This window comes from Pseudomonas resinovorans NBRC 106553, from assembly GCF_000412695.1.
Taxonomy (GTDB): Bacteria; Pseudomonadota; Gammaproteobacteria; order Pseudomonadales; family Pseudomonadaceae; genus Metapseudomonas; species Metapseudomonas resinovorans_A.
Window position 1 is genome coordinate 3,639,067 of record NC_021499.1, and the last position, 26,265, is coordinate 3,665,331.

The window sequence follows — 26,265 nt, forward strand, 5'->3', positions numbered from 1 at the left end:
GAGCTTAGTCAGAACTGCGGCTCGTTGCTCACACCATGAGGCACGTGCCCGGTAGCCACGACATCCCGGGCTTTTTCGCAGTGCCCGGCCTGGTCGTCGAAGAACACATCGGCACCGAAGGTCTCGAGAATGGCCGCCTTTTCCAGACCGCCGAGGAAGAAGGATTCGTCCAGGCGGATATCCCACTCGCGCAGGGTGCGGATGACCCGCTCGTGGGCCGGCGCCGAGCGCGCGGTGACCAGCGCCGTGCGGATCGGGCTGGCGTCCGGCGGGAACTCCTGCTGCAGCCGATTCAGCGCCGAGAGGAAGTGCTTGAAGGGGCCGCCGTCCAGCGGCTCGCGGGCCGAATCCCGCTCGTGGGCCTGGAAGGCTTCGAGCCCGCCAGTCTGGTAGATGCGCTCGGAATGGTCGGAGAAGAGCACGGCATCACCATCGAAGGCGATGCGCAGTTCGTTGCTCGCCGCTCGCCGTGGGCCGCCGGAGAGGATGGTGGCGGCGGCATAGCCGCTCATCAACGCACCGCGCACGTCCTCGGCATGAGTGGAGAGGAACAGGTGGCAACCGAACGCACGCAGGTAGGGCTCCGGGCTGCGGCCGCCGACGAAGGCGGCACGGGAGATGCCCAGGCCGTAGTGCTGGATGGAGTTGAAGGCGCGTAGGCCAGTGTCGGCGCTGTTGCGCGACACCAGGATGACTTCCACCCGTTGCTGCCCGAGCTGCTCGTTCAGCTTCAGGAGCTTTTCCACCAGGGGATAGGCATCGCCCGGAGCGAGCACTTCGTCCTCATGGTCGATCTGGTACTGGCGGTAGGCCTCGATGCCCTGCGCCTCGTAGACCCGATGGCTCTCATCGAGATCGAACAGAGCCCGCGAGGAGATCGCCAATACAAGCTTGTCCGCCAGACCTTTGCCCATGGTGATGCGCCCCTCAGCCCTGGTTGCGTGCGTCGATGAAGCGTAGCGCCTGGTACAACGCGCGAATACTCGGCATCTCGAAGCCCACGGCAGCGGCGGCCGCCAGCGGGGCTTCGTAGATGGCGCCGAGCTCCAGCGGGCGCTTCTGCGCGAAGTCGTGGTACATGCTCGGCAGGTAGTCGGGCATGCGGTCGGTGGACGTCATCAGTTTGCCGATGAAGTTCTCCGGCATGCGCAAGCCCAGCGCGGTGGCGGCGTCCACCACTTCCTGCATGATGGCCTGGATCAGCTCGCGGCTGTCGGCGTTGGCCATGAGCGCGGTGGTCCCGGCGCCGAGCAATACCGACAGACCGTTGTACGGCACGTTCCAGACCAGCTTCTGCCAGCGCGCCTGGTCCAGGTTGGCGACGGCGGCCGAGTCGATGCCGGCGGCCTTGAACAGGGCCGAGCCCTCTTCCGTCAGCGCCTGGCGCTGCGCGTCATCAAGGGCCGGGCCGGAGTGGTAGCCGAGGTTCACCGCCCCCAAGGACTGGTGCTCGACCACCCCCGGCTCCGAGCGGTGCACGCAGATATAGCAAAGGCCACCCAACAGATGCAGGGACTCGGGGAGCAGCGGCCGCAGCGCGTCCTCCACCGCCAGGCCGTTCTGCAGCAGCACGACCTTGGCGCCCGGCGCCGCGGCCTGGGCGATGACCGGGGCCAGCGCCGCGTTGCTGGTGGTCTTGGCCCCCACCAGCAGCCAGTCGCAAGGCGGCATTTGCGCGGCGTCGCGGTAGGCCTGCACCGGGAACAGCGCCTGGGCGCCGTGCACCGCGCTGTTCAGCTGCAGACCACGCGCGGCCACGGCGTCGTACTCGCTGCGCAGCAGGAAATGCACATCGAAGCCGGCACGGGCCAGCATCAGGCCATAAAAGCCGCCAATGGCGCCGGTACCGATAATGCCGATGCGCGGTTTGCTTGAACTCATCTAGGGAAGCTCCTCTGCCGGCCGGGCCAACGCCCGGTCCAGGGCTTGAATCAGATCGTCGCGCCGCAAGCTGGCATGCAGCGCGCCATGGAAATCGCCATTTCGAACCACGAACAACGCAGGCAGGTGGAATACCTCATAGCGCTGGACCAGCCCACCATTATTGCCGGCATCGATCCAGCACAATCGGTCCACCGGCAGGGCCGCGCCCGGCAGGTGCAGGCGGGCCCAGCGGCAACTGGCGCAACCGGAGCCGGTAAAGATCACCAGGGAGGTGCCGGGCAGATCGAGCAGGCTCCGATCGGCGTCGAGGTCGGTCAATTCCAGCTCGGGCACTATAGTGTCTTGTGCGATACCGTTTTCGAGGCATCGGGAGTTCGCGGTCATGCGTCAATTCCTGCGTCACCCCACGGAAATGCCCGTGGAGCTGGTTCCGCGCAAGGGCGCTCACGTGCCCCTGCAGCGGCTGCACGATATCAGCCTGGGTGGGGTGGCATGCAACTCCACCCGCGCGTTTCGGTGCGGCACCTACATAGAGCTGTGCATCCCCCTGCTTGGCGAGCTGGCGCGGTTCTCGGGCACCGTGGCCTGGTGCCGCAAGCAGGTCCAGGACTTCCTGGTGGGCATCGCGTTCGTCGACGAGGAAAACATGTTCCGCGCGCGGATGGTGGAGCAGATCTGCCTGATCGAGCAGTACCGCAAGCAGCGCGAGGAAGCCGTCGGCCACGCCCTGGCACCCGAAGCCGTGGCACAGGAATGGATCGCTGCGCACGCAGCGGACTTCGCCCCTGTCTGAATTCGTGCATTTTCCACGTTCGGGGCATGCATTCGCCATTGTCGAGGTTACGTGGAAAGCGTTAAGGTTCCGGTCCCCGCCGCGTTTTTACTGCCGTGCTCTCCGCCATACGGGGATCGCTGGCGACCGGCACCCGTGAGCTGACGACCCTGACCGATGAAAAGCACGATACAGATCGACGACCTTAACGTTGCCTCCAACGAGACCCTGATCACGCCGGACCAGTTGAAGCGCGAAATTCCCCTGACCGATGCAGCCCTGCGCACCGTCGCAAATGGCCGCCAGGTGGTCCGCAACATTCTCGATGGCAAGGATCATCGCCTGTTCGTGGTGGTGGGCCCCTGCTCCATCCACGACATCAAGGCCGCGCACGAGTACGCCGATCGCCTCAAGGGCCTCGCCGCCGAAGTGTCCGACACCCTGTTCCTGGTCATGCGCGTGTACTTCGAGAAGCCACGCACCACCGTCGGCTGGAAAGGCCTGATCAACGACCCCTACCTCGACGACTCCTTCAAGATCCAGGACGGCCTGCACATCGGTCGCCAACTGCTGCGCGACCTGGCCGAAAAAGGCCTGCCCACCGCCACCGAGGCGCTGGACCCGATTTCCCCGCAGTACCTGCAGGACCTGATCAGCTGGTCGGCCATCGGCGCCCGTACCACCGAATCCCAGACCCACCGCGAAATGGCCTCCGGCCTGTCCTCCGCGGTCGGCTTCAAGAACGGCACCGACGGCAGCCTGACCGTGGCGATCAACGCCCTGCAGTCGGTTTCCAGCCCGCACCGTTTCCTCGGCATCAACCAGGAAGGCGGCGTCTCCATCGTCACCACCAAGGGCAACGCCTATGGCCACGTGGTGCTGCGCGGCGGCAACGGCAAGCCGAACTACGATTCGGTGAGCGTCGCCATCTGCGAGCAGGAACTGACCAAGGCCGGCATCAGCCCGAACATCATGGTCGACTGCAGCCACGCCAACTCCAACAAGGACCCGGCCCTGCAGCCGCTGGTCATGGACAACGTCGCCAACCAGATCCTGGAAGGCAACAACTCCATCGTCGGCCTGATGGTCGAAAGCCACCTTGGCTGGGGCAACCAGTCGATTCCGAAGGACCTCGCCCAACTGAAGTACGGCGTCTCCGTCACCGACGCCTGCATCGACTGGGAAGCCACCGAGAAAACCTTGCGCAGCATGCATGCCAAGCTCAAGGACGTGCTGCCCAAGCGCCAGCGCGGCTGACCACAGGCAGAAACGAAAACGCCGGGCAATTGCCCGGCGTTTTTCTTGGTGCATCCGCTACGACTGGGGCGGCCCCTCAGCCATTACGCTGCGCCTGCCGCTGGCGACGCTCGATGTAGCGTTCGACGTAGGAGCAGGATGGGATCACGGTGTAGCCCTGATCCTCGGCAAATTCCAGTGCGGACTCGGTCAGCGCCGCCGCGATCCCGCGACCGCGCAGGACGTTCGGCACGAAAGTGCGATAAATGTCCAATGTCTGTTTACCCAGGTCCATATAGGCCAGGTATGCACGATGACCGTCCACGGTGGTCTCGAATTGATGACCCGCCTGGTCATGGTGGATGGACAATGCCTCGCTCATCGCTACTCCTCTGAGGAATCTAAAACCGTACCCGTACCTTATCGATCTTTTCGAGCCTAAGGAACATCTCCGCCGTGCCGGTACCGAACTGCACGCTGAGATAGGCCCTTCCGTTCTCCACCTTGTGTAATACACCTTGGTAATAGGCGCCATCGAAGGTGATGAACTGCAGCCGTTTGCCGGTATATCCCGACAGGTCGGCTACATTGACGAACTCATACTGCTGTACGGCACGTTCGTTGTCCTGATTTTCCTCAACCGCGGTGATCTTCTCCAGTGCCGCAGGCTCGTTACGCGCCGCCGGGTCGACCCACGCGAATTCGACCGGTTGCACCAGCTCCTGGTTCACCAGCACCGCCGGACGCAGCATGCTCACCACATCCTTGGCCTCGAAGAACTGCAGGCCATCCCAGGCCATGCCCTCGCTCGGGGTCAACTCCACCCGCAGCGACTGCGGGTCCTTCAGGTAACGCCCGTAGGCGTCCAGCATCGGCTGACCCAGGGCGATCCGCTGGTTACGCAGCGCCGTGTCGAACTGCTGCACCGCCGTCGCCTGGTAGGTCTCTGCGGTCTGGCCGAGCTTGGCCGCACAGAACTCCTGGACCTTGCGCTGATACTGGTTGTCGTTCAGTTCGAAGATGACGCTGGACAGATGCGGCGGATTTACCCTGAGGTCGCCCGGCTTCTCCGACATGTTAGACAAGGACAGGGTCAGGCGCACTTCACCCATGTCACGCGTGTCGGAAGTAAGGTTCAGGTTGAGTTTCTGTGCACCGGGCTGGAACAGATAGGAAAACTCGGCATCGGTTTCCAGGGTGCGATAACCCATCTCCAGCAGTTCATCGGTGCCTATATTGCGCACGTCGCCGCAGGCCACTTCGCTCATCGCGGTGAACACACTGCGCTCGGCGGGCGTGTTGTAGAGCTGCTGCATGAAGGGTCCGTGCACATCCAGCGCGATGCCCTTCAGGCTGACCGCCATCTGCTCGGGGAATTTGCCCTCGGCGAGGCGTTCCTTGAAGCTGAGCAGTTCGCCCAGGCTCTTGAACTTGAGTTCAGCCTGCCGCACCCGGAGGCTGTCGCCCGCTGCCGGTACACGCAGCTGGACGTTCTCGAGGCCGACTCGACCATCGAATGAAGAAGTAATCCCGCCGTAGGTGATATCCATCACTGGCGACAACTTGGCAATCGCGTCATCCATGATCGACCTGACCGACCACCAGAGCGACAACTTGATGATCAGGCCCACGGCGACAACCGCAAGCAATCCCCACTTGAGAATCTTCGACATAGTGACGTCCTTGAAGTCTGCGCTTCGCACTGGATATTGGAAGCTGGGCAAGCTTATCAGTGGCCTATGGGCACTACCACACGCGCTCTTTGTATAGCCGAAGTATTTCTCGGTTCTCTGCGGGAAGTTCCATTTCCAAAGCCGGATTACGCCAACGGCCCCACTCCAGCCGGAGATCGAGGCAACGCTTGTCAGAATATGCCCCGACTCCCGACCGCCCCGCTGTCTTGGGCCTACACTTGGAATTTCGACTGATCAAAGAACAATCAATCTGACGGTTTTTTGACCAGCGACCCTGTTGTTTGCGTGTGAATTAGCCGGCAAGCTGAAAAAAATGTGCTTGGCTTGCGCAAGGTCAGTTTACTTACTACAAGTTATGGGTAGTATGTACGCCGGCTAATTTCCCAAGCTCGGGGAATTGCTTTATGGAAATGTCCACCTTAAGGGGAACACGATGAACAACGTTCTGAAATTCTCTGCTCTGGCTCTGGCCGCAGTTCTGGCCACCGGTTGCAGCAGCGCATCCAAAGAAACCGAAGCTCGTCTGACTGCTACTGAAGACGCAGCAGCTCGCGCTCAAGCCCGTGCCGACGAAGCCTATCGCAAGGCTGACGAAGCTCTGGCCGCCGCTCAGAAAGCCCAGCAGACCGCTGACGAGGCTAACGAGCGCGCCCTGCGTATGCTGGAAAAAGCCAGCCGCAAGTAATAGCCTTCTGGCTATAGAGCCGATCCAGTTCGCTGGGTCGGCTTTTTTATTGCCTGGTACTTTTACCCGGCCCTGTTTCCTGCAACTTGAGTTGCATCGATCGGCAGGCAACAAAAAGCCCGCCGGCTTATCGCGCGGCGGGCTCCGTTCAAACAGCTACCGACTTACATCTCGGTGCTGGGCACGCTGGCTGCAACAGCCGAATCCGGCTCGGCAATTGCCACCGGCAGACCATCTTCGGCCGCGACAACTTCACGTACCACATCCCAATTCAGGCGGATGCTGTTCACCAGCTCTTCACGCTTGAGCAGCGCGTTGATCACGGCGGTGTGCTTGTCCACCACGGACGGGTCGCCATGGTCGTCCAGAGGCGCATGGGCCTCCAGGTAGATCTTGCCGCCGCTGACACCGAACTTGTAGGGCTCGTTGACGATGCGCACCGGAGTGCCCACTGGCGCCATGGCCGCCAGGGCCAGCACGTTGTTGTTGAGCATGCGGAAGCAGCCGTGGCTGACGCGCATACCGATGCCGAATTTCTTGTTCGAGCCATGGATCAGGTAGCCCGGCACGCCCAGCTTGAACTTGAACGGACCCAGCGGGTTGTCCGGCCCCGGCGGCACCACGGCGGGCAGCGGATCGCCGTCAGCAGCGTGCTCCTCGCGGATCGACTTGGGCGGATACCAGGCCGGGTTGGGAGTCTTGGCGGTAATAGTGGTGTGGGCGATGGGCGAACCCCAGCCCTCGCGACCGATACCCAGCGGGAAGGTATGCACCACGTTCTGCCCTTTCGGGAAGTAGTACATGCGGTACTCGGCGAGGTTGATCACGATGCCTTCGCGCGGACCCGGCGGCAGGATGTAGCGGGTCGGCAGGATGATCTCGGTACCCGCGCCCGGCAGCCAGGGATCGACGCCGGGGTTGGCGGCGACCATCTCCAGGTAGCCAAGGTCATTGGCAACACCGATATCGGCGAAGGTATCTTCGTACTTGGCGGTAATCACCTGGACCTGGCCGACGATGTCTTCGCCGGGCGGAGGCAGGGGCAGCTCAAGGGCTGCGACGGGGCCCGCCACCAGCAGGGACGCTAATGACAGGGAGCGGGCGACGGCTGGAAAGCGCGGCAACATCCAAGGATCCTTGACCAATTGGCTGAATAAAAGACTCGGAATTCTACACCGACGCGAGCCACGCCGGGAGCCCTCAAACCTCAGACCAGACCGACTGTTGTCCCTGGCGCTGGTATTCGAGGGTCGAACGGCAGTTGGCGCACAGACGCCGATCACGCAACAACTGCTGTTCCAGATTACTCCAGCGCGGCTGCGCTGGCAGCAGGCCGCCGCAGAGAGTGCGGTCGGCGAAGCCCCCCAGTTCGAGCTGGCGTGCCACCAGATGCAGGCGCACTTCGCGGCAGGCGAACAGGTCGAGTTGCTCGTCGGGCTCTATTACTTTGTAACCAAACAGGGACCAGACGGGGCGCGGCATGGAGGACTCCAGGGAGGGTGCGCAACCTTAGCCGAAAGCGGGCCGCGGGAAAAGCGTCAGAGCATGGGTTCCAGTGTCGGCCAGAGGTTGTCCAGCAAGCGCGGCTGGGCTTGCAGATTGGGATGGATGCCATCGGACTGCATCATTCCCGGCACGCCGCCGACGCCCTCGAGGAAGAAGGCCACCAGCGGCACCTGCTTCTCCGTCGCCAGAGCGCTGTAGACGTTGGCGAACGCCGTGGTGTAACGCGCGCCGTAGTTGGGCGGTAGGCGCATGCCGAGCAACAGGACCGAGGCGCCCTGCCCCTTGGCGCTGTCGATCATGCTGGCAAGATTCTGTTGCAATTGCGCAGTCGGCTGACCGCGCAATCCGTCGTTGCCGCCCAACTCGATAATCACCAGTTCCGGCTTGTGCTCGGCAAGCAGGGCGGGAAGCCTGGAGAGCCCGCCAGCACTGGTGTCGCCACTGATCGAGGCATTCACCACGCGCTGCTCGAAGCCCTTCTCGGCCAGGCGTTTTTCCAGCAGCGAGACCCAGCCCTGGCTGGATTCCAGCCCGAAAGCCGCGCTGATACTATCCCCGACGACCAGCACGGTCCCCGCCACGGCCCCCTGCGCCATCAGCAACAGGGACAGGCAGCCTCCCAACAACCAGGCACGCATTGGATTCTCCATGAGCGCAAGCATTCTCGATGCGCGGAACCTTAGCAAAGTGGTTCCCAGCGCGGAAGGCGAGCTGACCATCCTTCACGACCTTTCACTGAGCCTCGGCAAAGGCGACAGCCTGGCCATAGTCGGCAGCTCCGGCTCGGGCAAATCCACTCTCCTCGGCCTGCTCGCCGGACTCGACCTGCCCAGCGGCGGCGAGGTGAGCCTGGCCGGCCGCGCCTTGTCGCGCCTCGACGAGGACCAGCGGGCCCGGGTTCGTGCGGAACACGTCGGCTTCGTGTTCCAGTCGTTCCAGCTGCTGGACAACCTCAACGCCCTGGAGAACGTCATGCTGCCGCTGGAACTGGAAGGCCGCCAGGACGCACGTCCCCGCGCCCGCCAGCTGCTCGAACGGGTCGGCCTGGGCCAGCGCCTCAGTCACTATCCGCGCCAGCTATCCGGTGGCGAACAGCAGCGCGTCGCCATTGCCCGCGCCTTCGCCGCCGAGCCCGATGTGCTGTTCGCCGACGAGCCCACGGGCAACCTCGACAGCCACACCGGCGAGCGCATCAGCGACCTGCTCTTCCAGCTCAACCAGGAACGCGGCACCACCCTGGTGCTGGTGACCCATGACGAACGCCTGGCCCATCGCTGCCGCCGCCTGATCCGCCTCGAAGGCGGTCGCCTGGTCGAACAGGTGGAACCCTGATGCGGCGCCTGCCCTTCGCCCGACTGCTGACCATGGCCGCGCGCCAACTCTGGCGCGACGCCCACAGCGGCGAACTGCGGGTGCTGTTCTTCTCCCTGCTGGTGGCCGTCGCCGCCAGCAGCGCCATCGGCTACTTCAGCGCGCGCCTTAACGGCGCCATGCTGCTGCGCGCCACCGAATTCCTCGGCGCCGACCTGCTGCTTAGCGGCTCGTCGCCGGCCCGCGCCGAGCAGCTCGACAGCGGCCTGCAACTGGGCCTGAAACACGCCCGCGCGGTGGAGTTCTCCAGCGTGATCGCCGCCGACAACGGCATCCAGCTATCCAGCGTCAAGGCGGTCGATCCCGCCTACCCCCTGCGCGGCGAACTGAAGAGCGCCGCGCAACCCTACGGCGAAGAAACCACAGGCAGCGGCCCGAAATCCGGCGAAGCCTGGGCCGAAGCCCGGTTGTTCGCCACCCTGGGCCTAAAGCCCGGCGACAGCATCGATGTAGGCCAGAAGACCTTGCAGCTCACCCGCGTGCTGACCTACGAGCCTGATCGCGCCGGCGACTTCTACAGCCTGACCCCACGGGTGCTGATCAGCCTGGACGACCTCGACGCCACCGGCGTGGTCCAGCCTGGCAGCCGCGTACGCTATCGCGAACTCTGGAGTGGGCCGAACGATATCCTCAGCCGCTACCGCGCCGCCGTCGAACCCGGCCTGGAAGCCAATCAGCGCCTGGAAGACGCCCGCCAGGGCAATCGCCAGATCGGCGGCGCGCTGGGCCGGGCCGAGCGTTACCTGAACCTGGCCAGCCTCGCCGCCGTGCTGCTCGCCGGCGTTGCGGTGGCTCTTTCCGCCGCCCGCTTCGCCGCCCGCCGCTACGACGCCAGCGCCCTGATGCGCTGCCTCGGCCTCTCCCGGCGCGAAGCCCTGCTGCTGTTCGGCCTGCAACTGGCGCTGCTGGGCCTCCTGGCCAGCGCCCTTGGCGCCCTGCTGGGCTGGCTCGCGCAAGCGGTGCTGTTCAAGCTGCTCGGCGGCCTGCTGCCGGCGGTGATCCCCTCCGCCGGCGTGGTGCCAGCCCTGGCGGGCATCGCCACCGGCCTGCTCGCCCTGGCCGGTTTCGCCCTGCCACCCCTGGCCGCCCTTGGCCGGGTACCGCCGCTGCGGGTGCTGCGCCGCGACCTGCTGCCACTGCCGCCCAGCGCCTGGCTTATATATGGCGCCGCACTCCTGGCCCTGGGCCTGATCATGTGGCGCCTGAGCCTGAACCTGAAACTGACCCTCGGTCTGCTTGGCGGCGGCCTGATCGCCGCGCTGCTGCTGGGCGGCCTGCTACTGGCTGGCCTCACGGGCCTGCGCCGGCTCCTGGCCAGTGCCAGTCTTCCCTGGCGCCTGGGCCTCGGCCAATTGCTCCGCCACCCCCTGGCGGCGGCCGGGCAATCCCTGGCGTTCGGCCTGATCCTGCTGGCCATGGCGCTGATCGCCCTGCTGCGCGGCGAGCTGCTGGATACCTGGCAGAACCAGCTGCCGGAGAACGCCCCCAACCACTTCGCCCTCAATGTGCTGCCCGCCGAGAAAGACGCCTTCGCCAGTCGCCTCGCCAGCCTATCTCCCCATCCCGCACCACTCTATCCCGTGGTGCCCGGCCGCCTGACCGCCATCAATGGCCAGCCGGTACGCCAGCTGGTGAGCAAGGACTCCCAGGGCGAGCGCGCCGTGCAACGCGACCTCAGCCTGACCTGGGCAGCCCAGTTGCCCAGCGACAACCGGCTGGTGGCGGGACACTGGTGGAGTGACGTGCCGAACGCCGACCTGCCGGGCGTCTCGGTGGAGTCCAAACTCGCCGAAAGCCTCAACCTCAAGCTCAACGACCGCCTGAGCTTCAGCGTCGGCGGCCTGCAGCGCGACGCCCAGGTGACCAGCCTGCGCGAAGTGGACTGGGACAACTTCCAGCCGAACTTCTACATGATCTTCGCCCCGGACACCCTGGCGGACCTGCCTGTCACCTACCTCACCAGCTTCTACCTGCCGCCCCGCCACGACCGCGAACTGGTGGAGCTGTCCCGCGCATTCCCGGCCGTGACCCTGCTGCAAGTGGAAGCCATCCTCGCGCAGCTGCGCAGCATCCTCGCCCAGGTCACCCTGGCCGTGGAGTTCGTCCTGCTGTTCGTGCTGGCCGCCGGCCTGGCGGTGCTCTTCGCCGGATTGCAGTCGACCCTCGACGAACGCATTCGACAAGGCGCACTGCTTCGCGCCCTGGGGGCCGAGCGGCAGATCCTGCTGAAGGCCCGTCGCGCGGAATTCGCCCTGCTCGGCGCCTGCAGCGGCCTGCTCGCCGCCCTCGGTTGCGAACTGGTCAGTGCGCTGCTCTATCGCTACGCCTTCGACCTGCACTGGCAACCCCATCCCTGGCTGCTTCTACTGCCGCTGGTGGGCGCGTTGCTGGTAGGTTCGGCCGGGTTGATAGGCACGCGCCGCGCGCTCAACGCCAGCCCGCTAACAGTCCTGCGCGAAGCTTGATAGGCTTTGCCTCCCGAACCAGCGCAGGACCGTCATGAGCCGTTATCGCCCGCCCCGCACCGCCGGAACGCCCCTGATCACCCCGGAGGGCGAAGCCCGCCTGCGCGCCGAGCTCCATGAGCTTTGGCACGTACGCCGGCCCAAGGTCACCCAGGCGGTCAGCGAAGCGGCCGCCCAGGGCGACCGCTCGGAGAACGCCGAATACACCTATGGCAAGAAGATGCTGCGGGAGATCGACAGCCGCGTACGCTTCCTCACCAAACGCCTGGAAAGCCTCAAGGTGGTCAGCGAACGCCCGTCGGACCCGGGCAAGGTCTACTTCGGCGCCTGGGTCTCCCTGGAGGACGAGGATGGCGAGGTGGCCCGCTACCGCATCGTCGGGCCCGACGAATTCGACCTGAAGCAGAACCTGATCAGTATCGACTCGCCCCTGGCCCGCGCTCTGGTGGGCAAGGCGCTGGACGCCGAGGTACGGGTCGGCACCCCCACCGGGGAAAAGACCTGGTATGTGGTCGAGATCGACTACCCCTGAACCCCGGAATCCCCCGCAGTATGGGCTGAGCGCAGCCCGCCGCGACTCAGCGCAGGGTAATCAGCCCTTGCCGCGCCACGCGCACAAGTTGGCCGAGCACCTCCGGCAGCAACTCGGTGGCGGGAGCCTGGATAACGGCCATGTCGAAACTGTCGTTGGCAAAACGGGACAGCGACTCGCCTTCGCGAACGAACTGGATGAGGAAATTGCGCGGGCCGCCCCAGCGCTTGGGCCAACCTTCGAGATAACGCAGCAGCGTCGGCTGGTGGGAACCACCGAGCAGAATTCGCGGATTGCGCAGAACCAGCCCACTGGTGATGGGGGCTAGTCGAAGCAGGGGTTGGGGACAGGTCATGGTGTCGTGTCTCCGCCTCATTGATCCCGCTGGGCAGCGGTGAGAGGCGACACCGAACCAGCGCTTTAGCGGAATTTTGAAGTCCCTGAAGACTCCTGCGCCCCGCAAGTAGCTGACTAAATCGGCGCATGGGGCGACATCCTAGAGAAGCGCGCGCAATACTGTCAAGGCGACCATCGGACCCCGCGAGGCTCCCCATGAGCACCCCGCCGCTACGCCTGTTCTTCGCCATTCCCTGCTGCCCGCAACTGGCGCACGACATTGCCGAGTGGCGCAAGCAGAATCCCGTGGACGGCAAACCGGTTGCGCCCGAAAACCTGCACCTGACCCTGGCCTTCCTCGGCTCGCAACCCCGTGGCCAGGTCGAACCCCTGGCCGCGATAGCAGCCAGCCTGACACCCACGGCCTTCATCCTGCGCCTGGACCGCCTGGCGCGCTGGAAGAATGGCTTGCTGCACCTGGCACCGAGCCAGGTGCCCGCCAGCTTGATGGAGCTGGAACGGGGCCTGCGTGAACAACTGCTCGCAGCCGGATTCCCCCTGGAAACCCGTCACTTCAAACCCCACCTGACCCTCGCCCGCCACTGCCCGAAACTCCCCCCTTCGGCTCCCCCCGCCTTTGATTGGCCGGCCAGCGAATTCGCCCTCTACGCCTCGGAAAACACCGCGCGCGGTACCCGTTACCACACCCTCGCCCAATGGCCATTGCGGCCTCAGGCCCCAGCCTGACGTTTCCCCGCGTAACAGCGAACTCGCGGACATCTTCTAGTGAACGGTTGTAAACATCCGCGAAAAGTGCACCCCAGAGCGTTCATCTACAACTTGTCGTGACTGGCATGTTTCCTGCCTTCCGCCCTCTTCGAAGTGCACGCCCAGGATGGGCGTGGCCACGCCATGGAATGCAGTCAGGCCCTCCCACGCACAACAGTCGAGAGCGCACATGAAGAACAGGAAAACAGCTATTGCCGCCTGCCTTGCAGCCGGCCTCGTCGCCTCAGAGCAAGCCCAGGCACTCTGGTTCGGCTCCAGTGGTTACACCCAGACCCGCTACCCCATCGTCCTCACCCACGGCATGCTCGGCTTCGACAGCCTGCTTGGGGTCGATTATTGGTACGGCATCCCCTCGGCACTGCGCCGCGACGGCGCCCGCGTCTATGTCACCGAAGTCAGCCAACTGAACACCAGCGAAGCCCGTGGTGAAGAACTCCTCGAGCAGGTGGAGGAAATAGTCGCCATCAGCGGCAGCCCGAAGGTCAACCTGATCGGCCACAGCCATGGCGGCCCCACCATCCGCTATGTGGCAGCGGTACGCCCGGACCTGGTGGCCTCCGCCACCAGCGTCGGCGCGCCGCACAAGGGCTCGGCCACCGCCGACTTCATCCGTCAGGTGCCGCCGGGCTCGGCCGGCGAAGTCCTGCTTGCCGGCATAGTCAACGGCCTGGGAGCGCTGATCAATTTCCTCTCCGGCAGCAGCAGCGAACTCCAGCAGAACGCCCTCGGCTCCCTGGCCTCGCTCAACAGTCAGGGCGCCGCGGCCTTCAACGCACGCTTCCCCCAGGGCCTGCCGACCACGGCCTGCGGCGAGGGTGCCTACCAGGTCAATGGCGTGCGCTACTACTCCTGGAGCGGCACCAGCCCCCTGACCAATGTGCTGGACATCAGCGACGCCCTGCTCGGCGCCAGCTCACTGACGTTCAACGGCGAAGCCAACGACGGCCTGGTGGGACGCTGCAGCTCGCACCTGGGCAAAGTCATCCGCGACGACTACCGGATGAACCACCTCGACGAGGTCAACCAGACCCTGGGCCTCACCAGCCTGTTCGAAACCGACCCGGTCACCGTCTATCGTCAGCAGGCCAACCGGCTGAAGAACGACGGTCTGTGATCCTGCGGGACCTTCGGGTCCCGTCTTTTCGACTGAGCCGAGAACCCCAGTGAAGAAACTTCTGCTGCTGATTCCGATCGCCTTGGCCGGCGTCCTGGCCATCCTGCTGCAAACCGGTGGCGCACCCGCCCCCGCAGCCAGCGGCGGCACCCCCGACACCAGAACCGATGAGCCCCCTGCCCCACCTGCCACCACACCCACCGGGCCCACCATCCTGCATGCGCCACCCAGCGGGGCAATCGCCGCCAAGTCCCGCCCCCCATCGCTGGCCGGCACCGAGGTGGACGGGCGCTTCCACCTCGACACGGCGGGCAACCTGCTGATCACCGAAGATATCCGGCGCATCTTCGACTACTTCCTCAGCACACTCGGCGAAGTCACCCTGGAAAACAGCGCGCTGCAACTGCGCGGCCATATCGCCGAGCAACTGCAGGCACCCGCCGAAAGCCAGGCCCTGGCCCTTCTCGCGCAGTACCTGGACTACAAGCGCCAGTTGGTGCAGCTGGAGCGCGACCTGCCCCTGCAGGCCGACCTCAACGCCCTGGGCCAGCGCGAAGCGGCCGTGCAAGCGCTGCGGGCGCGGATCTTCAGCCCCGAGGTGCACCAGGCGTTCTTTGCCAGTGACGAGGCCTACAACGCGTTCACCCTGCAGCGCCTGGCCATCCAGCGCGACGACAACCTGGACCCGGCGGCCAAGGCGGCAGCCGTCGAGCAGTTGCGCAACAACCTGCCGGATGCGCTGCAAGCGATGGCGGCAAGCCAGCTGCAGGCCGATCTCAGAGCCCAGGTAGGTGCGCTCCAGGCGGCCGGTGGCAGCCCCGAGCAGGTACGCCAGCTGCGCCAGCAAATGGTGGGGGCCGAAGCCACGGCCAGGCTGGAAACCCTGGACCGCCAGCGCCTGCAATGGCAACAACGGCTGCAGGCCTACCTGAACGAGAAGACCCGTATAGAAGCCAACGACGGCCTCAGCGATAGCGACAAGGCGGCCGCCATCGGGCGTCTGCAGGAGGAAGGCTTCAATCCCCAGGAGCGCTTGCGCCTGCAAGCGGCGGCCGACCTGGCGGAAGCCCGCAGGAAGAAACCCTGAAACGCAAAAGGCCCGCCAAAGCGGGCCTTTTGCTTGAACAGCGCCTCAATCGGCGATGTTGCGGTCCAGGGAAAGCTTGCCAGCGCCCTCGATCAACAGGGTGGCGCTGATCAGCGCGAGGATCATGGCGTATTCGTAGCCACCCTCGGTGATGAAGAAGCCGCTGGCCCAGTGCACGCTGAAGATCGCCACCACCATCGCGACTATCAGGGCGGCCGCGGCCGGACGCACCAGCAGGCCGATCACCAGGGCCAGGCCACCGAAGAACTCGGCGCTGCCGGCCATCAGGGCCATCAGGTAACCCGGGGTCAGGCCAATGCTTTCCATCCATTGGCCGGTTCCCGCCAGGCCATGGCCGCCGAACATGCCGAAGAGTTTCTGCGCACCGTGGGCCATGAAAGTCAGGCCGGTGATGACTCGCAGCAGGGTGATGCCATAGCCGGCATTGGTGGCGAGGATGGATTTGATCGGGCTGCTCATCGAGGTGTTCCTTGTGTTGGGGGAGTCGATAAGCACCAGTTTAGTAGAACTTTTTGATATTAAAATCGCAAAATTCTTAAGCAATTAATCGATTTATTCGATTATTTTTTGGCTTTTACAGGCCTTTCCGCAGGTTCCAGTAGATAACGCTCGCGATCGAAGGCCAGGTAGTACTTGTTCACGCTGTTGACGTAGCTCACCACGCCCATGCCGATCTGCTCGGCGGCGATGCGTTCCACCTGGAAGAACCAGCGGTTGGGGTCCAGCCCCCGGCGCCGGGCCTCGGCACGCATGCCCTGCACCCGCTGCGGGCCAAGGTTGTAGGCGGCGAGGACGAAGGCCATGCGCTCACGCTCCTCGAGCCGGGCGCTGGCGAAGAAGCTGCGCCGCAGCTTGGCCAGGTACTTGGCCGACGCCTGCACATTGTTCTCGAGCTTCTGGATATTGCCGACACCCACGCTACGTGCAGCGCCAGGGGTGATCTGCATCAGCCCGGTCGCGCCGCTGGCGCCCCTGGCGGCCGGATTCAGGCTGGACTCCTTGTAGGCCAGCGCGGCCAGGTTGAGCCAGTCGAAATCATGCTGGTCGGCATAGCGCTGCAGCACCGGCCGCACCCGCTCCAGGCGCTGGCGCTCGGTGCGCGCCAGCGGGTTGTGCAACTTGTAGACGCGTCGGTAGATACGCTGGAAGGCGGCGTCCTGGTCGGACGGCGTGCGGTACTCGGCGAGGAAACGATCGACGCTGGCGCGCAGCGTCGGTGCGTTGCGGCGAACGAACCAGGTCATGTCGCCCTGCCGGTCCAGCACCAGGTGCTTGTCCAGGCGCAGCTTGGGCATCACCTTGACCCAACGTTCGGCAATGGGCTGCTCGACCGCCGTCAGCGGATAGATGCCCGCCTGGACCATCTCCAGCACATCCTCCACCGCCAGGGTCGAATCGACCCATTCGATGACGATGGGCGCCAGCTTGCGGGCCGCCAGGCGCTCGTTCACCTGGCGCAACGCATCGCCGGCCGCGCTGCCCACGGGCAACGCGATACTGCGTCCGGACAACTGCTCCAGCCGCTGGTAGCGCCGCTGCCCCTGGCGGCTGACCAGCACGATGGGCACATCCTTGCGCAGCGGCGCACTGGCGCTGACATTGGCGCCGACGCCGTGGCCGACCAGTTCGCCAGGCGCCACCAGGTCGCCCTCGCCACGCTGCAGCGCGGCCAGCAACCGGTCCTTGGGCATGGGAATGATCTTCAGCTTGATTTCGCGCCCATCGCGGGCATTGCGATTGAGGTACTGCTCGAAGGCGCGGATACGGTGGTACTCGATGCCGACCGACTGGCCCTTGACCTCGCCCGAGCTGTTGCGGCTCTGGTTGACCAGTACCTTGAGCACGCCACTACGGCGGATCTGCGCCAGGTCGCGGGCTTCGCCAGGCTGCTGCCAGACCTCCGGCGGCCCCACCAGGCGCGCGCTGGCCGTGACGGGCAACAGCGCCAGCAGGCAGAGCAGAAACAGCAACGGTCGCGTCATCGATTCTCCAGGGACTGGGCGGGGCGTCAGCGCGCGCCCAAACCTCTGGAACTGCTGCGCCACGTATCGCTGTCTGGCGAGTGAAGGGCGCGGAGAGTGTCACAGCTGCGTGCCCTATGCCAGGAAAAGCGTCGTATCGACTTCAACATCCGCCTACAAGTTCATGTAATTATTGGATTTTTTTATTTATTTCGAGCTTTGTTATGCTGCCCTGCTCCAACTTGAGGTAGCACGATGCAACTCATCGACATCGGCGTCAATCTGACCCACCCCAGCCTCGCCCGCGACGCACGCGCCCTGCTGGAACGCGCACAGGCCGCCGGCGTCTGCCAGATGGTGCTGACCGGAACCAATCCGGAAGACAGCGAAAAAGCCCTGCTGGCAGCCGAACAACTGGACGAAAGCGGTCTGCGCCTGTTCAGCACCGCCGGCATCCATCCCCATGAAGCCAGCGACTGGAACAGCGATAGCGAACGCCAGCTGCGCGCCTTGCTGGGCGAGGCACGCGTATGCGCGGTGGGTGAATGCGGCCTGGACTTCAATCGGGACTTCTCGCCACGCCCGCTGCAGGAGAAAGCCCTGGAAGAACAACTGGCCCTGGCCGTGGAGCTGGGCAAGCCGGTGTTCCTCCATGAGCGCGACGCCGACGAACGCCTGCTGGCGATAGTGCGGGAATTCCGCGACCGGCTGAGCGCCGCCGTGGTGCACTGCTTCACCGGCGAAAAGCGCGCCCTGTATGGCTACCTCGACCTCGACCTGCACATCGGCATCACCGGCTGGATCTGCGATGAGCGCCGTGGCACGCACCTGCACAGCCTGGTACGCGACATCCCCCGAGGCCGCCTGATGCTGGAAAGCGACGCCCCCTACCTGCTCCCACGCAGCCTGCGGCCCAAACCCAAGCACGGCCACAACGAGCCGGCGTTTCTCGGTGAAGTGCTGCGGGAAGTCGCGCAGCATCGCGGCGAAACCCAGGAAGACCTCGCGCGCCATACCACGGCCTGCGCCCGCGATTTCTTCGGCCTGCCAGTCATCGACTGAGCCAGGCAATCCAGCACCTGTTGATTCGGATCAATTCCGCCAGGAAATTCCTGTCAGAAAATACTGGCACCTTGCCAATACTTTCCGAGCCACAAGAAGAACATCATGGGCACCTGGATTCGCGATCTCTCCCTCAAATACAAGTTCTGGGCCGTCAATGCGGTAGCCTTCCTCACCACCCTTTTGCTGGTCCTCCATGCGCTCCACCTGGAGCGGCAGGGCCGCGCCGACGACGCCCGCAAGGCCGCCGCGGCGCAGGCGCAATGGCTGCAGTCCTGGCCCGCCGGCCAGCCCCTGCCCGCTTCGCCACAGCTGCTCAGCTTCGCCGCCGGCGACACGGCGAAACTGCCCGGCGGACAGTCCCTGGCCAACACCAATGGCTGGGTCGCGCTGGAGCACGACGCGCTGTTCGGTGACGACCCCATAATCGGCGCCCAGGTGTTCGACCGCGCCGACGGCCAGCGCGTCGCCGTGCTCGCCAGTAGCCCGAGCCTCGCCCAGGTGTTCGCCGCACGCGTCTTCGACTACGGGATTTCGGTATTCCTGCTGATGCTCGCCCTGCTGGCCGCGTCGCAGTTGCTGATCCGCTTCCTGCTCAGCCACCTCGACACCCTCAAGGGCGTGATGCTGCACGTCGAGCGCAGCGGCGACCTCTCCGCCCGCGTGCCACTGGAAAGCCGCGACGAAGTGGGCCAGATGGCCGGCGCCTTCAATGCCATGCAGGCCGGCTATGAACGGGTGGTCAGCACCGTGGCCCAGGCAGTGGCCCGCCTCGACGAGGGCGCCGCGCGTCTGGCCGGCAGCATGGGCGAAGTGCGCCAGGGCATGCTCGGCCAGCAAAGCGAGACCGACCAGGCCGCCACCGCCATCAACGAGATGTCCGCCACCGTCCACCATATCGCCCAGCACGCCGCCGATACCCGTGACCAGTCGCAGAACGCCGACCAGTTGGCCGGTGCCGGACGACTGGTGGTGGAGCGGGTCGAAACCTCCATCGCCGGGCTCTCCTCCGGCGTGCAGCAAACGGCCGAGACCATCCAGCGCCTGGCCGAGGACAGCCAGAAGATCAGCGGCGTGGTGAATGTCATCCATGGCATCGCCGAGCAGACCAACCTGCTGGCGTTGAACGCCGCCATCGAAGCCGCCCGCGCCGGCGAAATGGGCCGCGGCTTCGCCGTGGTGGCCGATGAGGTGCGCAACCTGGCCAAGCGCGTCCAGGACTCCACCGACGAGATCACCAGCATGATCAACACCCTCCAGGCCGGCACCCGCGATGCCGTGGAGTTCATGCGGGAAAGCTCGCTCAAGGCCGACGATTGCGTGCAGGCCGCCCACGAAGCCGGCGCGGCGCTTGCCGCCATCACCGGCGCGGTGGCGCAGATGCGCGAGAGCAACACCCAGATCGCCGTGGCCGCCGAGCAGCAGAGCCAGGTGGCCGAGGAAATGACCCGCGCGGTAGTAGGGATTCGCGACGTCACCGAACTCACGGTCGGCCAGACCGTCGAATCGGCCGCCACCAGCAACCAACTGGCGGGCCTGGCCAGCGAGCTGTCCCTGGCCATCCGCCAGCTCAAGCTGCGCGCCTGATGGGCTAGTACAAGACGCTATCCGCCCCATAGGCAGAAGGCATTCGCCGGCCCGCGAGGGCCGGACTATGCTCCCGGCATTCCCTCGAGGAGCCGACCATGGGCAAACGACTTCCCAACCTGCACGCGTGGCAATGGCGGAGCTACTCCGACAACCACCAGCATCCCGCCAACCTGATACTCCACGTGCTCGCCGTGCCGCTGTTCATCCTGGCGGCGATCACGCTGGTCTACGGATTGTTCAGCTTCAGTTTCCGTCCCCTGGTGCTGGGCATCATCGGCATCGCCGCGTCCCTGGCCCTGCAGGCCCGGGGACACAAGCTCGAAGCCCAGCAACCGGAACCCTTCGCGGGCCGCCGTGACGCCATGGGTCGGTTGCTGGTGGAACAGTTCGTCACCTTCCCACGCTTCCTGCTCAGCGGCCGTTGGTGGCGCAACTGGCGCAATAAGCGCTGAGGCCGTCCTTCGCTTCGAATCGGCGCGGGGATCGTTCGCGATAGCGTAGCCCGGATGTAATCCGGGGGATGGCGCGCACCGCTACCTCTCCCCGCCGCGATCAGCCGAACACCACCACGGTCTGCCGGCTCAGGGCCACCAGTTCGCCGGAGGCCGACCAGAGCGCCGCCGCCGCGTGGCCATAGCCATCGCGCGCGTGCTCGATGCGCGCGCGGTACTTGCACCAGTCGAGGGTATCCAGCGCCGCCAGCGGCTGGACGAATTCAATGGTCCAGGTCAGGGTGCTGCCCGGTGCCGGCGACGGCAGGTGCGGCACGGTGGCCGGCGGCCAGGCATCCACCAGGGCCAGCAGGTGGGACTCGGTCAGGGGCTCCTGAACCACGTCGCCACGGAAACGCACCCAGCCGCCCATGTCACGCTCGCGGCTGCCGGAGAAGGGCAAGCCGCCAATCGACCAGCGCATCGCCAGGTGGCGGGTGAATTCCGGGGTGACTCCCGGAATGAAGGGCAGCTCGTAGCAATCCTCCACCGGCTTCATCTCGGGCGCGGGCTCGGCGTCCATCTGCACCACCGACTGCCGCGAGCCGCCAAAGCTGCCCTGCACCAGCGCCACCACCTGGCCCTTCTGCACCACGCGGCAGAACACCTGGCTGACGGCCTTGCCTTCGCGCAGCAGCTCGGCTTCGAAACTGGCCGGAACCTCGGGCTCCAGCGGACCCACGAAGGTGGTGGCCAGGGAGCGCACCGGTCGCCCCGCTTCGACCTTCGCACGCATGGCCTCGAAGGCCAGCGCAGCGACCACGCCACCGAAGGCCGCCCTTCCCTGTCCCCAGGCCGCAGGCACCACCACGGCGCTCGGGTTGCTGCGAGCGGCCTGGATCAATTCGGAAAATCTCATCGCAAATCCCTGTAGTCGAATGCCCAGTCGGCGATCTTAGGGCATTGGCTCACCCAGCCGAAAGGTGCGCCGCAGGGCTGCCGCGCCAAGGCTGAGGGGAGATGCGCCAAGTACTTCAGGACAGGCGTCGCAACAGCTTCTCCAGCACCCGGTCAGAGCGCACTTCGGCCGCATGCAGCGCCACCTGCCAGGCACGCACGCGTGGTCGCAGGTCCGGTTCATGTTCGGCCCGGGCCAGCCACTGCAGGTTGTCGTGCCATTTACCCAGCGCCGATTGCGCGCCCACCAGCAGACGCATGGTCCTGGGTGAAAGGCTGACGACGCCCTGATATGCGTCCAGCCCATAGCGCAGGCGCTTGATCAGCAGGCGCAGGCGATGGCGGTCGTGGGCGGGATCACGCAGGCCCCGTTCGAGCCGGCGCCGGCTCTTGCGCAAGGAGTTTTCAACGGATTGGCGCGGTGCCTTCATCAACTTTTCGCGGTCGTAGACCCGCATCAGGTGCGGCCAGGCTTCCAACACCTGGAACAGGCGCGTCAACTCCGGCGCCAGGAGGAGTTGCGCGTAACCACTGCGCCGTGCCTTTTCGCGCGGGGTGGTGAGGCGATCCAGGCCATGGCCGCGCAGCTCGGCTATCAGTACTTCCAGGTCCCGCAGCGGCCCACTCAGCCTCGCCAGGTCGGCCGCCGCCTCATTCAGCACGTCCACCGCCGGGAGTCCCCGCAGCGGGCGCAACAGGCTGCGCAGGCGCCGGGTGGTCACCCGCAGATCGTGCAGCGCCTCCGCGTCCGTACCCGCAGCCAGGCGTTCGACACAGGCTCGCAGGCGGACCTCAAGACCAATGACCTGAGCGATCAGGTCGTCCAGCATTCTGGCCATTATCGGCATCTCCAGACATCAGGCCTGCGTGTGGGCAGGGCATTACTCAGCATGGATCATCCGCGCACACCCCGCAGGCGCCAGGGCAACGCCTTGCGCAGCGCGCGCAGCGGCTTGGCCGGGTCGGCAGCGGGCCGATCCGCGTAGCGGCTGGCTTCGAAGGCGGCAAGGAAGGCGCTGATCTGCGCCGCCTGGCGGGGCAGCTCGCGGCTGGCCCGCTCGGCGAATGTCCGTGCACCTTCACCCTTGCGGCGCTGCACGCCATGGCGCGCGAGCAACCGCTCGAATACCTGGAACTGGCGCAGCTGCCGGTCGCGCTCGCGGCGCCAGGGCGCGAACAGCACCAGCGCCAGCAGCGCCAGCAACACCGCCCCCGCGGCCACCAGGCCGATGCCCAGGGCGCGACCATCGATGCTGCCGAACCAGCCCCGAACCAGCTGCAGCTGCAACTCGCCCTGGTAGCCCAGCACCCAGCGCTGCCAGCCGTAATTGAGGTTGTCCCAACCGAGGCGCAGCTGGTTCAGCCAGGCCAACTGACGGAAGCGCAGCGGCGACAACGGAGAACCTTCGAGGAAGCTCTGTTCGCCTGCCAGGGCCTCCTCCAGGCCGCGTTCGATGCGGCTCGGCGACACCTGGAAGGTGGGATCGACGCTCACCCAGCCACGCCCCGGCAGCCAGTACTCCACCCAGGCATGGGCGTCGAACTGGTGCACCAGCACATAGTTGCCACTGGGGTTGAGCTCACCCCCCTGGTAACCCGCCACCACCCGCGCGGGAATCCCGGCGGCACGCAGCACGAAGGTCATCGCGCCGGCGTAGTGGGCACAGAAGCCACGGCGGGTATCGAAGAGGAAGGCGTCGACATTGTCCGTCCCCAGGGGCGGCGGCTTCAGGGTGTAGACGAAGGGCTCGCGATTGAAGTGGGCGAGCAACGCCTCCACCAACTGTTGCGGCTCGGCATGCCGCTGCTTCAGCTCCTCGGCCCAGGCGCGGCTGCGCGGATCGCCTTGCGGCGGCAACTGCAGGGCACGGCGCAAGGTCGCCGGATCACCTTCGGGTTCGCGCAGCGCAGCGGGCCAGGAGGTGACCTGATAGAGCAGTGGCCTCTCCACCGGCCGGCGCCGTTCCAGACCGAAATCGGCGCGGGCGCGAACGCCCTCGGCGCTTGTCTCGGCCACGTCCAGGCCGAACAGCCAGGGCCGGGCACTGGGCTGCATGACGATGCTGTAGCGCAACGGCTCGCCCTGCCGGCGCCAGATGGCGGCCGGTCCCTGCTGGGCCCCCAGGGTCTGGGACCAGCGACGGCCGTCGAAACGCTCCAGGGTCAGGGCACGCCAGTAGAGCTGGTTCAGCGGCGGTACGGGGCCTTCGAAGCTGGCGCGGAAGGCCAGGTCGCCGGAACGGCTGAGCTCGGCGATATCCGCCGGGCTCATCACATCGGACAGGCCGGTGACACCCTTGTCGCTGGGCAGCGGCAGCGACCAGAGCGGCCCCAGGCGCGGAAAGAACAGGAACAGCAGCAGCATCAGCGGAATGGCCTGCAGCAGCAGGCCGCCGGCGGCCTTCAGCGGCACCAGGGGCCGCTCGGCGAAGCGACTCTGCTGCAAGCCCACCAGCGCGGCCAGCAGGGCGCAGACGGGCAACAGGCTGTATAGCGCGGCGAGCATGCCGTCGTTGAACAGGTAGGCGGTGACCTGGGTGAAGAAGCCCAGCAGGATCAGCACCAGCGCGTCCCGCTGGCTGCGCAGTTCCACCAGCTTGAGGATGAACACCGCCACCAGCAGCACCACGGCGGCCTCCAGCCCCACCAAAGTGCCCCTGGAGAAGAACACGCCAAGGCCGGCCGCCAGGATCAGCCCGATCCTGACCAGGCGGCCGGGGTACTCTGCGCGCATGCGGAAGATCTGGATGCGCCACGCCGCGCAGCCCAGCCACATGGCGATGATCCACAGGGGCAGGTACGGCAGGTGCGGCAGGATCACCAGCACCTGGGCCACCAGCAGCCAGGTCAGGCCGATGCGGGTAATCGGCAGGCTGGCCTTCATCGGGCGTGGCCGTACAGCGCCAGGGCGCGCAGACAGGCCTCACGGTGGGCTTCGCCGACGTCCGGCGCCAGCACCTGGCCGCCCAGGCGCAGGCCGAACGGCTGGCCACGGGAAGAAAACTGCAGCACCCAGTGGCAGAGCATGCCCAGGCGCTGCTCCAGGCCTCCATCGACTCGTTCCAGGTCGAGCCACAGATCGCGCCCGGCGAGGGCGGCGAACTCCTTCACGAACAGCCCCTGGCCACGGGAATAGGCCTTCCAGTGCAGGCGCCGGCGCGAATCTCCCGGCTGGTAGGCACGCAGCCCCTGGTAGTCGTCGGCCCCCACGCCCAGCACATGCTGGCCGTCATCCTCCTCATCCTCGCCCTGCCCCGGCGTCAGCGGCAGGTCGCCCGCCAGCGGATGGGGGTACACCAGCAGCGCCTGGTCCAGGTCGATCCAGCTCCAGGCCACCAGCAAGCCCAGCGGATACCGGCTCTCGACCCGCAGGCGCCCGGGCCGCAGCCAGCCACGGTGTTCGGTGGGCAGGTGCAGCTCCACCGGGCAAACGCCCCTGGCGGGTACATCCAGCACTTGCAGGGGCAAGGGCGGCCAGCCCACGGCAATGGCCTGGTGCTCGCGGCCGGCGCTTTCCAGGATGAAATGGAAGTGCGCCTGCTCACCGAGGAACACCGGCGCGCCGCCGGCGGCCTTGAGGGTCAGCCCCGCCAGGTTGCGGAAGGTGTGCAGGATGGCCACGAGGAACACCGACAGCAGGAGGAAGGTCAGTGCATAGGCCAGGCTGTTCTGATAGTTGATCGCCACCAACAGCATCGGCACCAGGGCCAGGCCGAAGGCCAGTCCGGCGCGGGTCGGCAGGATGAAGATGCGCCGCTGATCGAGGCGGACCTGGCTGGCCGGCGGGATGCGCCGGGCGAGCCAGCGGGCGACCTGGGCTTCCAGCATCAGAGGGCCGGCACTTCGCGCAGCAGCCACTGCACCAGCGCGCCGCCGCCATGGCCGGCCGGATCGGCGCGCTCGCGCAGGCGGTGGCCGACCACCGAGGGCAGCACGGCCTGGACGTCTTCCGGGATCACGTAGTCGCGCCCGGCCAGCAGCGCCCAGGCACGGGCCGCGGAAAGCAGCGCCAGGCTGGCGCGCGGCGACAGGCCCCAGGCGAACTGCGGTTGGGTGCGGGTGGCGTCCACCAGGCGCAGCACGTAGTCCACCAGGGCGTCACGGGCGATGACCTTGGGCACTTCGGCCTGGATCGCGCGCAGCTCGGCGTGGGTGAATACCGGCTCCAGGCGCGGCAGCAGCTCGCGGCGCGCCTCGCCCTGCAGCAGGGCCTTCTCCGCGGCCTTGGCCGGATAGCCGAGGGACAGGCGCATGAGGAAGCGGTCCAGCTGGGATTCCGGCAAGGCAAAGGTGCCGCCCTGGCTGACCGGGTTCTGGGTGGCGATGACGAAGAAGGGCTCCGGCAGCGGCCGGGTGGCGCCCTCGATGGTCACCTGCCCCTCCTCCATGGCCTCCAGCAAGGCGCTCTGGCTTTTTGGCGTGGCGCGGTTGATCTCGTCGGCCAGCACCAGTTCGGCGAACACCGGGCCGGGGTGGAAGATGAACTGGCCGCTGTCCTTGTCGAACACCGAGGTGCCGAGGATGTCCCCGGGCAGCAGGTCGGAGGTGAACTGGATGCGCTGGAAGCCCAGCCCCAGCACTTTGGCCAGGGCATGGCCCAGGGTGGTCTTGCCCATGCCGGGCAGGTCTTCGATCAGCAGGTGCCCGCGGGCCAGCAGGCAGGCCAGGGCCAGGCGTACCTGCGCCTCCTTGCCCAGTAGTACCTGATTGACCGCGTGCAGACAGGCATCCAGTTTGGTTCGCATTCGTCGCTCCCTGTGCAATGCGACGAT

The 26,265-nt window shown here is 66.0% G+C and carries 28 protein-coding genes; 12 read left to right on the forward strand and 16 right to left on the reverse strand.

Translation table 11 applies throughout. The features are described 5' to 3' along the window. Positions 1 to 8: 8 nt before the first annotated feature. From PCA10_RS16305 to PCA10_RS16315, 3 genes are read right to left on the reverse strand one after another with little or no spacing between them, the layout of a single operon-like run. A complete protein-coding gene (locus PCA10_RS16305; RefSeq protein ID WP_016493170.1) occupies positions 9 to 914 on the reverse strand; it encodes a 5'-nucleotidase in 906 nt (301 codons plus the stop codon). A 13-nt stretch (positions 915 to 927) separates the two neighbouring features. Then, positions 928 to 1,881 carry a putative 2-dehydropantoate 2-reductase gene (locus tag PCA10_RS16310; protein ID WP_016493171.1) on the reverse strand — a complete coding sequence of 318 codons (954 nt, stop codon included), beginning with the start codon at positions 1,879 to 1,881 and terminating at the stop codon, positions 928 to 930. Then, positions 1,882 to 2,268, reverse strand: a complete 387-nt coding sequence (locus PCA10_RS16315; RefSeq protein ID WP_016493172.1) for a YbbN family protein — start codon at positions 2,266 to 2,268, stop codon at positions 1,882 to 1,884. Here PCA10_RS16315 and PCA10_RS16320 point away from each other — a divergent pair. Together PCA10_RS16320 and PCA10_RS16325 are read left to right on the forward strand one after the other, a co-directional pair. After that, positions 2,267 to 2,677, forward strand: a complete 411-nt coding sequence (locus PCA10_RS16320; protein ID WP_016493173.1) for a PilZ domain-containing protein — start codon at positions 2,267 to 2,269, stop codon at positions 2,675 to 2,677. The genes PCA10_RS16315 and PCA10_RS16320 overlap by 2 nt on opposite strands. Positions 2,678 to 2,833: 156 nt before the next feature. Further along, a complete protein-coding gene (locus PCA10_RS16325) occupies positions 2,834 to 3,913 on the forward strand; it encodes a 3-deoxy-7-phosphoheptulonate synthase (protein ID WP_016493174.1) in 1,080 nt (359 codons plus the stop codon). Positions 3,914 to 3,989: 76 nt separating this feature from the next. Here PCA10_RS16325 and PCA10_RS16330 read toward each other — a convergent pair whose 3' ends face one another. Together PCA10_RS16330 and PCA10_RS16335 are read right to left on the reverse strand one after the other, a co-directional pair. Then, the gene (locus tag PCA10_RS16330; protein ID WP_016493175.1) at positions 3,990 to 4,274 is read right to left on the reverse strand and encodes a GNAT family N-acetyltransferase; all 285 of its coding nucleotides are present in this window, start codon (positions 4,272 to 4,274) and stop codon (positions 3,990 to 3,992) included. 19 nt (positions 4,275 to 4,293) lie between these two features. Then, entirely contained in the window at positions 4,294 to 5,565 is a 1,272-nt protein-coding gene (locus PCA10_RS16335; protein WP_016493176.1) for a hypothetical protein, read from the reverse strand. A gap of 454 nt (positions 5,566 to 6,019) precedes the next feature. On the opposite strand from PCA10_RS16335, the gene oprI reads away from it, so the two are divergent. Further along, a complete protein-coding gene (oprI, locus tag PCA10_RS16340) occupies positions 6,020 to 6,271 on the forward strand; it encodes an outer membrane lipoprotei OprI (RefSeq protein ID WP_011335311.1) in 252 nt (83 codons plus the stop codon). A 164-nt stretch (positions 6,272 to 6,435) separates the two neighbouring features. On the opposite strand, the gene PCA10_RS16345 is transcribed toward oprI, so the two are convergent. From PCA10_RS16345 to PCA10_RS16355, 3 genes are all read right to left on the reverse strand, one after another. Continuing rightward, positions 6,436 to 7,398, reverse strand: a complete 963-nt coding sequence (locus PCA10_RS16345; RefSeq protein ID WP_016493177.1) for a L,D-transpeptidase family protein — start codon at positions 7,396 to 7,398, stop codon at positions 6,436 to 6,438. Between the two features lie 73 nt (positions 7,399 to 7,471). Beyond that, positions 7,472 to 7,753: a hypothetical protein gene (locus PCA10_RS16350; protein WP_016493178.1), complete on the reverse strand. Its 282-nt coding sequence runs from the start codon at positions 7,751 to 7,753 to the stop codon at positions 7,472 to 7,474. Positions 7,754 to 7,809: 56 nt separating this feature from the next. Further along, a complete protein-coding gene (locus PCA10_RS16355) occupies positions 7,810 to 8,415 on the reverse strand; it encodes an arylesterase (protein WP_016493179.1) in 606 nt (201 codons plus the stop codon). Between the two features lie 10 nt (positions 8,416 to 8,425). Between PCA10_RS16355 and PCA10_RS16360 the strand changes: the two genes are divergently transcribed. From PCA10_RS16360 to greB, 3 genes are read left to right on the forward strand one after another with little or no spacing between them, the layout of a single operon-like run. Beyond that, positions 8,426 to 9,109, forward strand: coding sequence for an ABC transporter ATP-binding protein (locus tag PCA10_RS16360; protein ID WP_016493180.1), 684 nt, complete (start codon positions 8,426 to 8,428; stop codon positions 9,107 to 9,109). Further along, complete coding sequence (locus PCA10_RS16365; protein ID WP_016493181.1) at positions 9,109 to 11,613, forward strand: ABC transporter permease; 2,505 nt, start codon at positions 9,109 to 9,111, stop codon at positions 11,611 to 11,613. Before PCA10_RS16360 ends, PCA10_RS16365 begins: the two co-directional genes overlap by 1 nt. 34 nt (positions 11,614 to 11,647) lie before the next feature. After that, the gene (gene greB / locus PCA10_RS16370; RefSeq protein ID WP_016493182.1) at positions 11,648 to 12,145 is read left to right on the forward strand and encodes a transcription elongation factor GreB; all 498 of its coding nucleotides are present in this window, start codon (positions 11,648 to 11,650) and stop codon (positions 12,143 to 12,145) included. Between the two features lie 46 nt (positions 12,146 to 12,191). Here the strand turns inward: greB and PCA10_RS16375 are convergent, their stop codons facing one another. After that, positions 12,192 to 12,500, reverse strand: coding sequence for a hypothetical protein (locus PCA10_RS16375; RefSeq protein ID WP_016493183.1), 309 nt, complete (start codon positions 12,498 to 12,500; stop codon positions 12,192 to 12,194). A 197-nt stretch (positions 12,501 to 12,697) separates the two neighbouring features. Here PCA10_RS16375 and thpR point away from each other — a divergent pair, with 197 nt between their 5' ends. From thpR to PCA10_RS16390, 3 genes are all read left to right on the forward strand, one after another. Further along, the gene (thpR, locus tag PCA10_RS16380) at positions 12,698 to 13,228 is read left to right on the forward strand and encodes an RNA 2',3'-cyclic phosphodiesterase (RefSeq protein WP_016493184.1); all 531 of its coding nucleotides are present in this window, start codon (positions 12,698 to 12,700) and stop codon (positions 13,226 to 13,228) included. 211 nt (positions 13,229 to 13,439) lie between these two features. Beyond that, positions 13,440 to 14,384 carry a triacylglycerol lipase gene (locus PCA10_RS16385; RefSeq protein WP_016493185.1) on the forward strand — a complete coding sequence of 315 codons (945 nt, stop codon included), beginning with the start codon at positions 13,440 to 13,442 and terminating at the stop codon, positions 14,382 to 14,384. 49 nt (positions 14,385 to 14,433) lie between these two features. Then, positions 14,434 to 15,471 carry a lipase secretion chaperone gene (locus PCA10_RS16390; protein ID WP_016493186.1) on the forward strand — a complete coding sequence of 346 codons (1,038 nt, stop codon included), beginning with the start codon at positions 14,434 to 14,436 and terminating at the stop codon, positions 15,469 to 15,471. A 45-nt stretch (positions 15,472 to 15,516) separates the two neighbouring features. Here PCA10_RS16390 and PCA10_RS16395 read toward each other — a convergent pair whose 3' ends face one another. Both PCA10_RS16395 and PCA10_RS16400 read right to left on the reverse strand, forming a co-directional pair. Then, positions 15,517 to 15,951 carry a DoxX family protein gene (locus tag PCA10_RS16395; protein ID WP_016493187.1) on the reverse strand — a complete coding sequence of 145 codons (435 nt, stop codon included), beginning with the start codon at positions 15,949 to 15,951 and terminating at the stop codon, positions 15,517 to 15,519. A gap of 101 nt (positions 15,952 to 16,052) precedes the next feature. Next, positions 16,053 to 17,474 carry an MltF family protein gene (locus PCA10_RS16400; RefSeq protein ID WP_016493188.1) on the reverse strand — a complete coding sequence of 474 codons (1,422 nt, stop codon included), beginning with the start codon at positions 17,472 to 17,474 and terminating at the stop codon, positions 16,053 to 16,055. Positions 17,475 to 17,708: 234 nt separating this feature from the next. On the opposite strand from PCA10_RS16400, the gene PCA10_RS16405 reads away from it, so the two are divergent. From PCA10_RS16405 to PCA10_RS16415, 3 genes are all read left to right on the forward strand, one after another. Further along, positions 17,709 to 18,515 carry a TatD family hydrolase gene (locus tag PCA10_RS16405; protein ID WP_016493189.1) on the forward strand — a complete coding sequence of 269 codons (807 nt, stop codon included), beginning with the start codon at positions 17,709 to 17,711 and terminating at the stop codon, positions 18,513 to 18,515. A 105-nt stretch (positions 18,516 to 18,620) separates the two neighbouring features. Continuing rightward, positions 18,621 to 20,102: a methyl-accepting chemotaxis protein gene (locus tag PCA10_RS16410; protein WP_016493190.1), complete on the forward strand. Its 1,482-nt coding sequence runs from the start codon at positions 18,621 to 18,623 to the stop codon at positions 20,100 to 20,102. A gap of 98 nt (positions 20,103 to 20,200) precedes the next feature. Next, positions 20,201 to 20,557, forward strand: a complete 357-nt coding sequence (locus PCA10_RS16415; protein ID WP_016493191.1) for an Mpo1-like protein — start codon at positions 20,201 to 20,203, stop codon at positions 20,555 to 20,557. A 100-nt stretch (positions 20,558 to 20,657) separates the two neighbouring features. Here PCA10_RS16415 and PCA10_RS16420 read toward each other — a convergent pair whose 3' ends face one another. From PCA10_RS16420 to PCA10_RS16440, 5 genes are all read right to left on the reverse strand, one after another. Next, positions 20,658 to 21,455 (reverse strand): acyl-CoA thioesterase, encoded by a 798-nt coding sequence (locus tag PCA10_RS16420; protein ID WP_016493192.1) that lies wholly within the window; start codon positions 21,453 to 21,455, stop codon positions 20,658 to 20,660. 115 nt (positions 21,456 to 21,570) lie between these two features. Further along, a complete protein-coding gene (locus PCA10_RS16425; RefSeq protein ID WP_016493193.1) occupies positions 21,571 to 22,332 on the reverse strand; it encodes a CHAD domain-containing protein in 762 nt (253 codons plus the stop codon). A 56-nt stretch (positions 22,333 to 22,388) separates the two neighbouring features. Further along, the gene (locus PCA10_RS16430) at positions 22,389 to 24,377 is read right to left on the reverse strand and encodes a transglutaminase TgpA family protein (RefSeq protein WP_016493194.1); all 1,989 of its coding nucleotides are present in this window, start codon (positions 24,375 to 24,377) and stop codon (positions 22,389 to 22,391) included. Then, positions 24,374 to 25,321, reverse strand: a complete 948-nt coding sequence (locus PCA10_RS16435) for a DUF58 domain-containing protein (RefSeq protein WP_016493195.1) — start codon at positions 25,319 to 25,321, stop codon at positions 24,374 to 24,376. The genes PCA10_RS16430 and PCA10_RS16435 overlap by 4 nt, the downstream gene beginning before the upstream one ends. Beyond that, positions 25,321 to 26,238 (reverse strand): AAA family ATPase, encoded by a 918-nt coding sequence (locus tag PCA10_RS16440; protein ID WP_016493196.1) that lies wholly within the window; start codon positions 26,236 to 26,238, stop codon positions 25,321 to 25,323. Before PCA10_RS16440 ends, PCA10_RS16435 begins: the two co-directional genes overlap by 1 nt. Between the last annotated feature and the right edge of the window lie 27 nt (positions 26,239 to 26,265).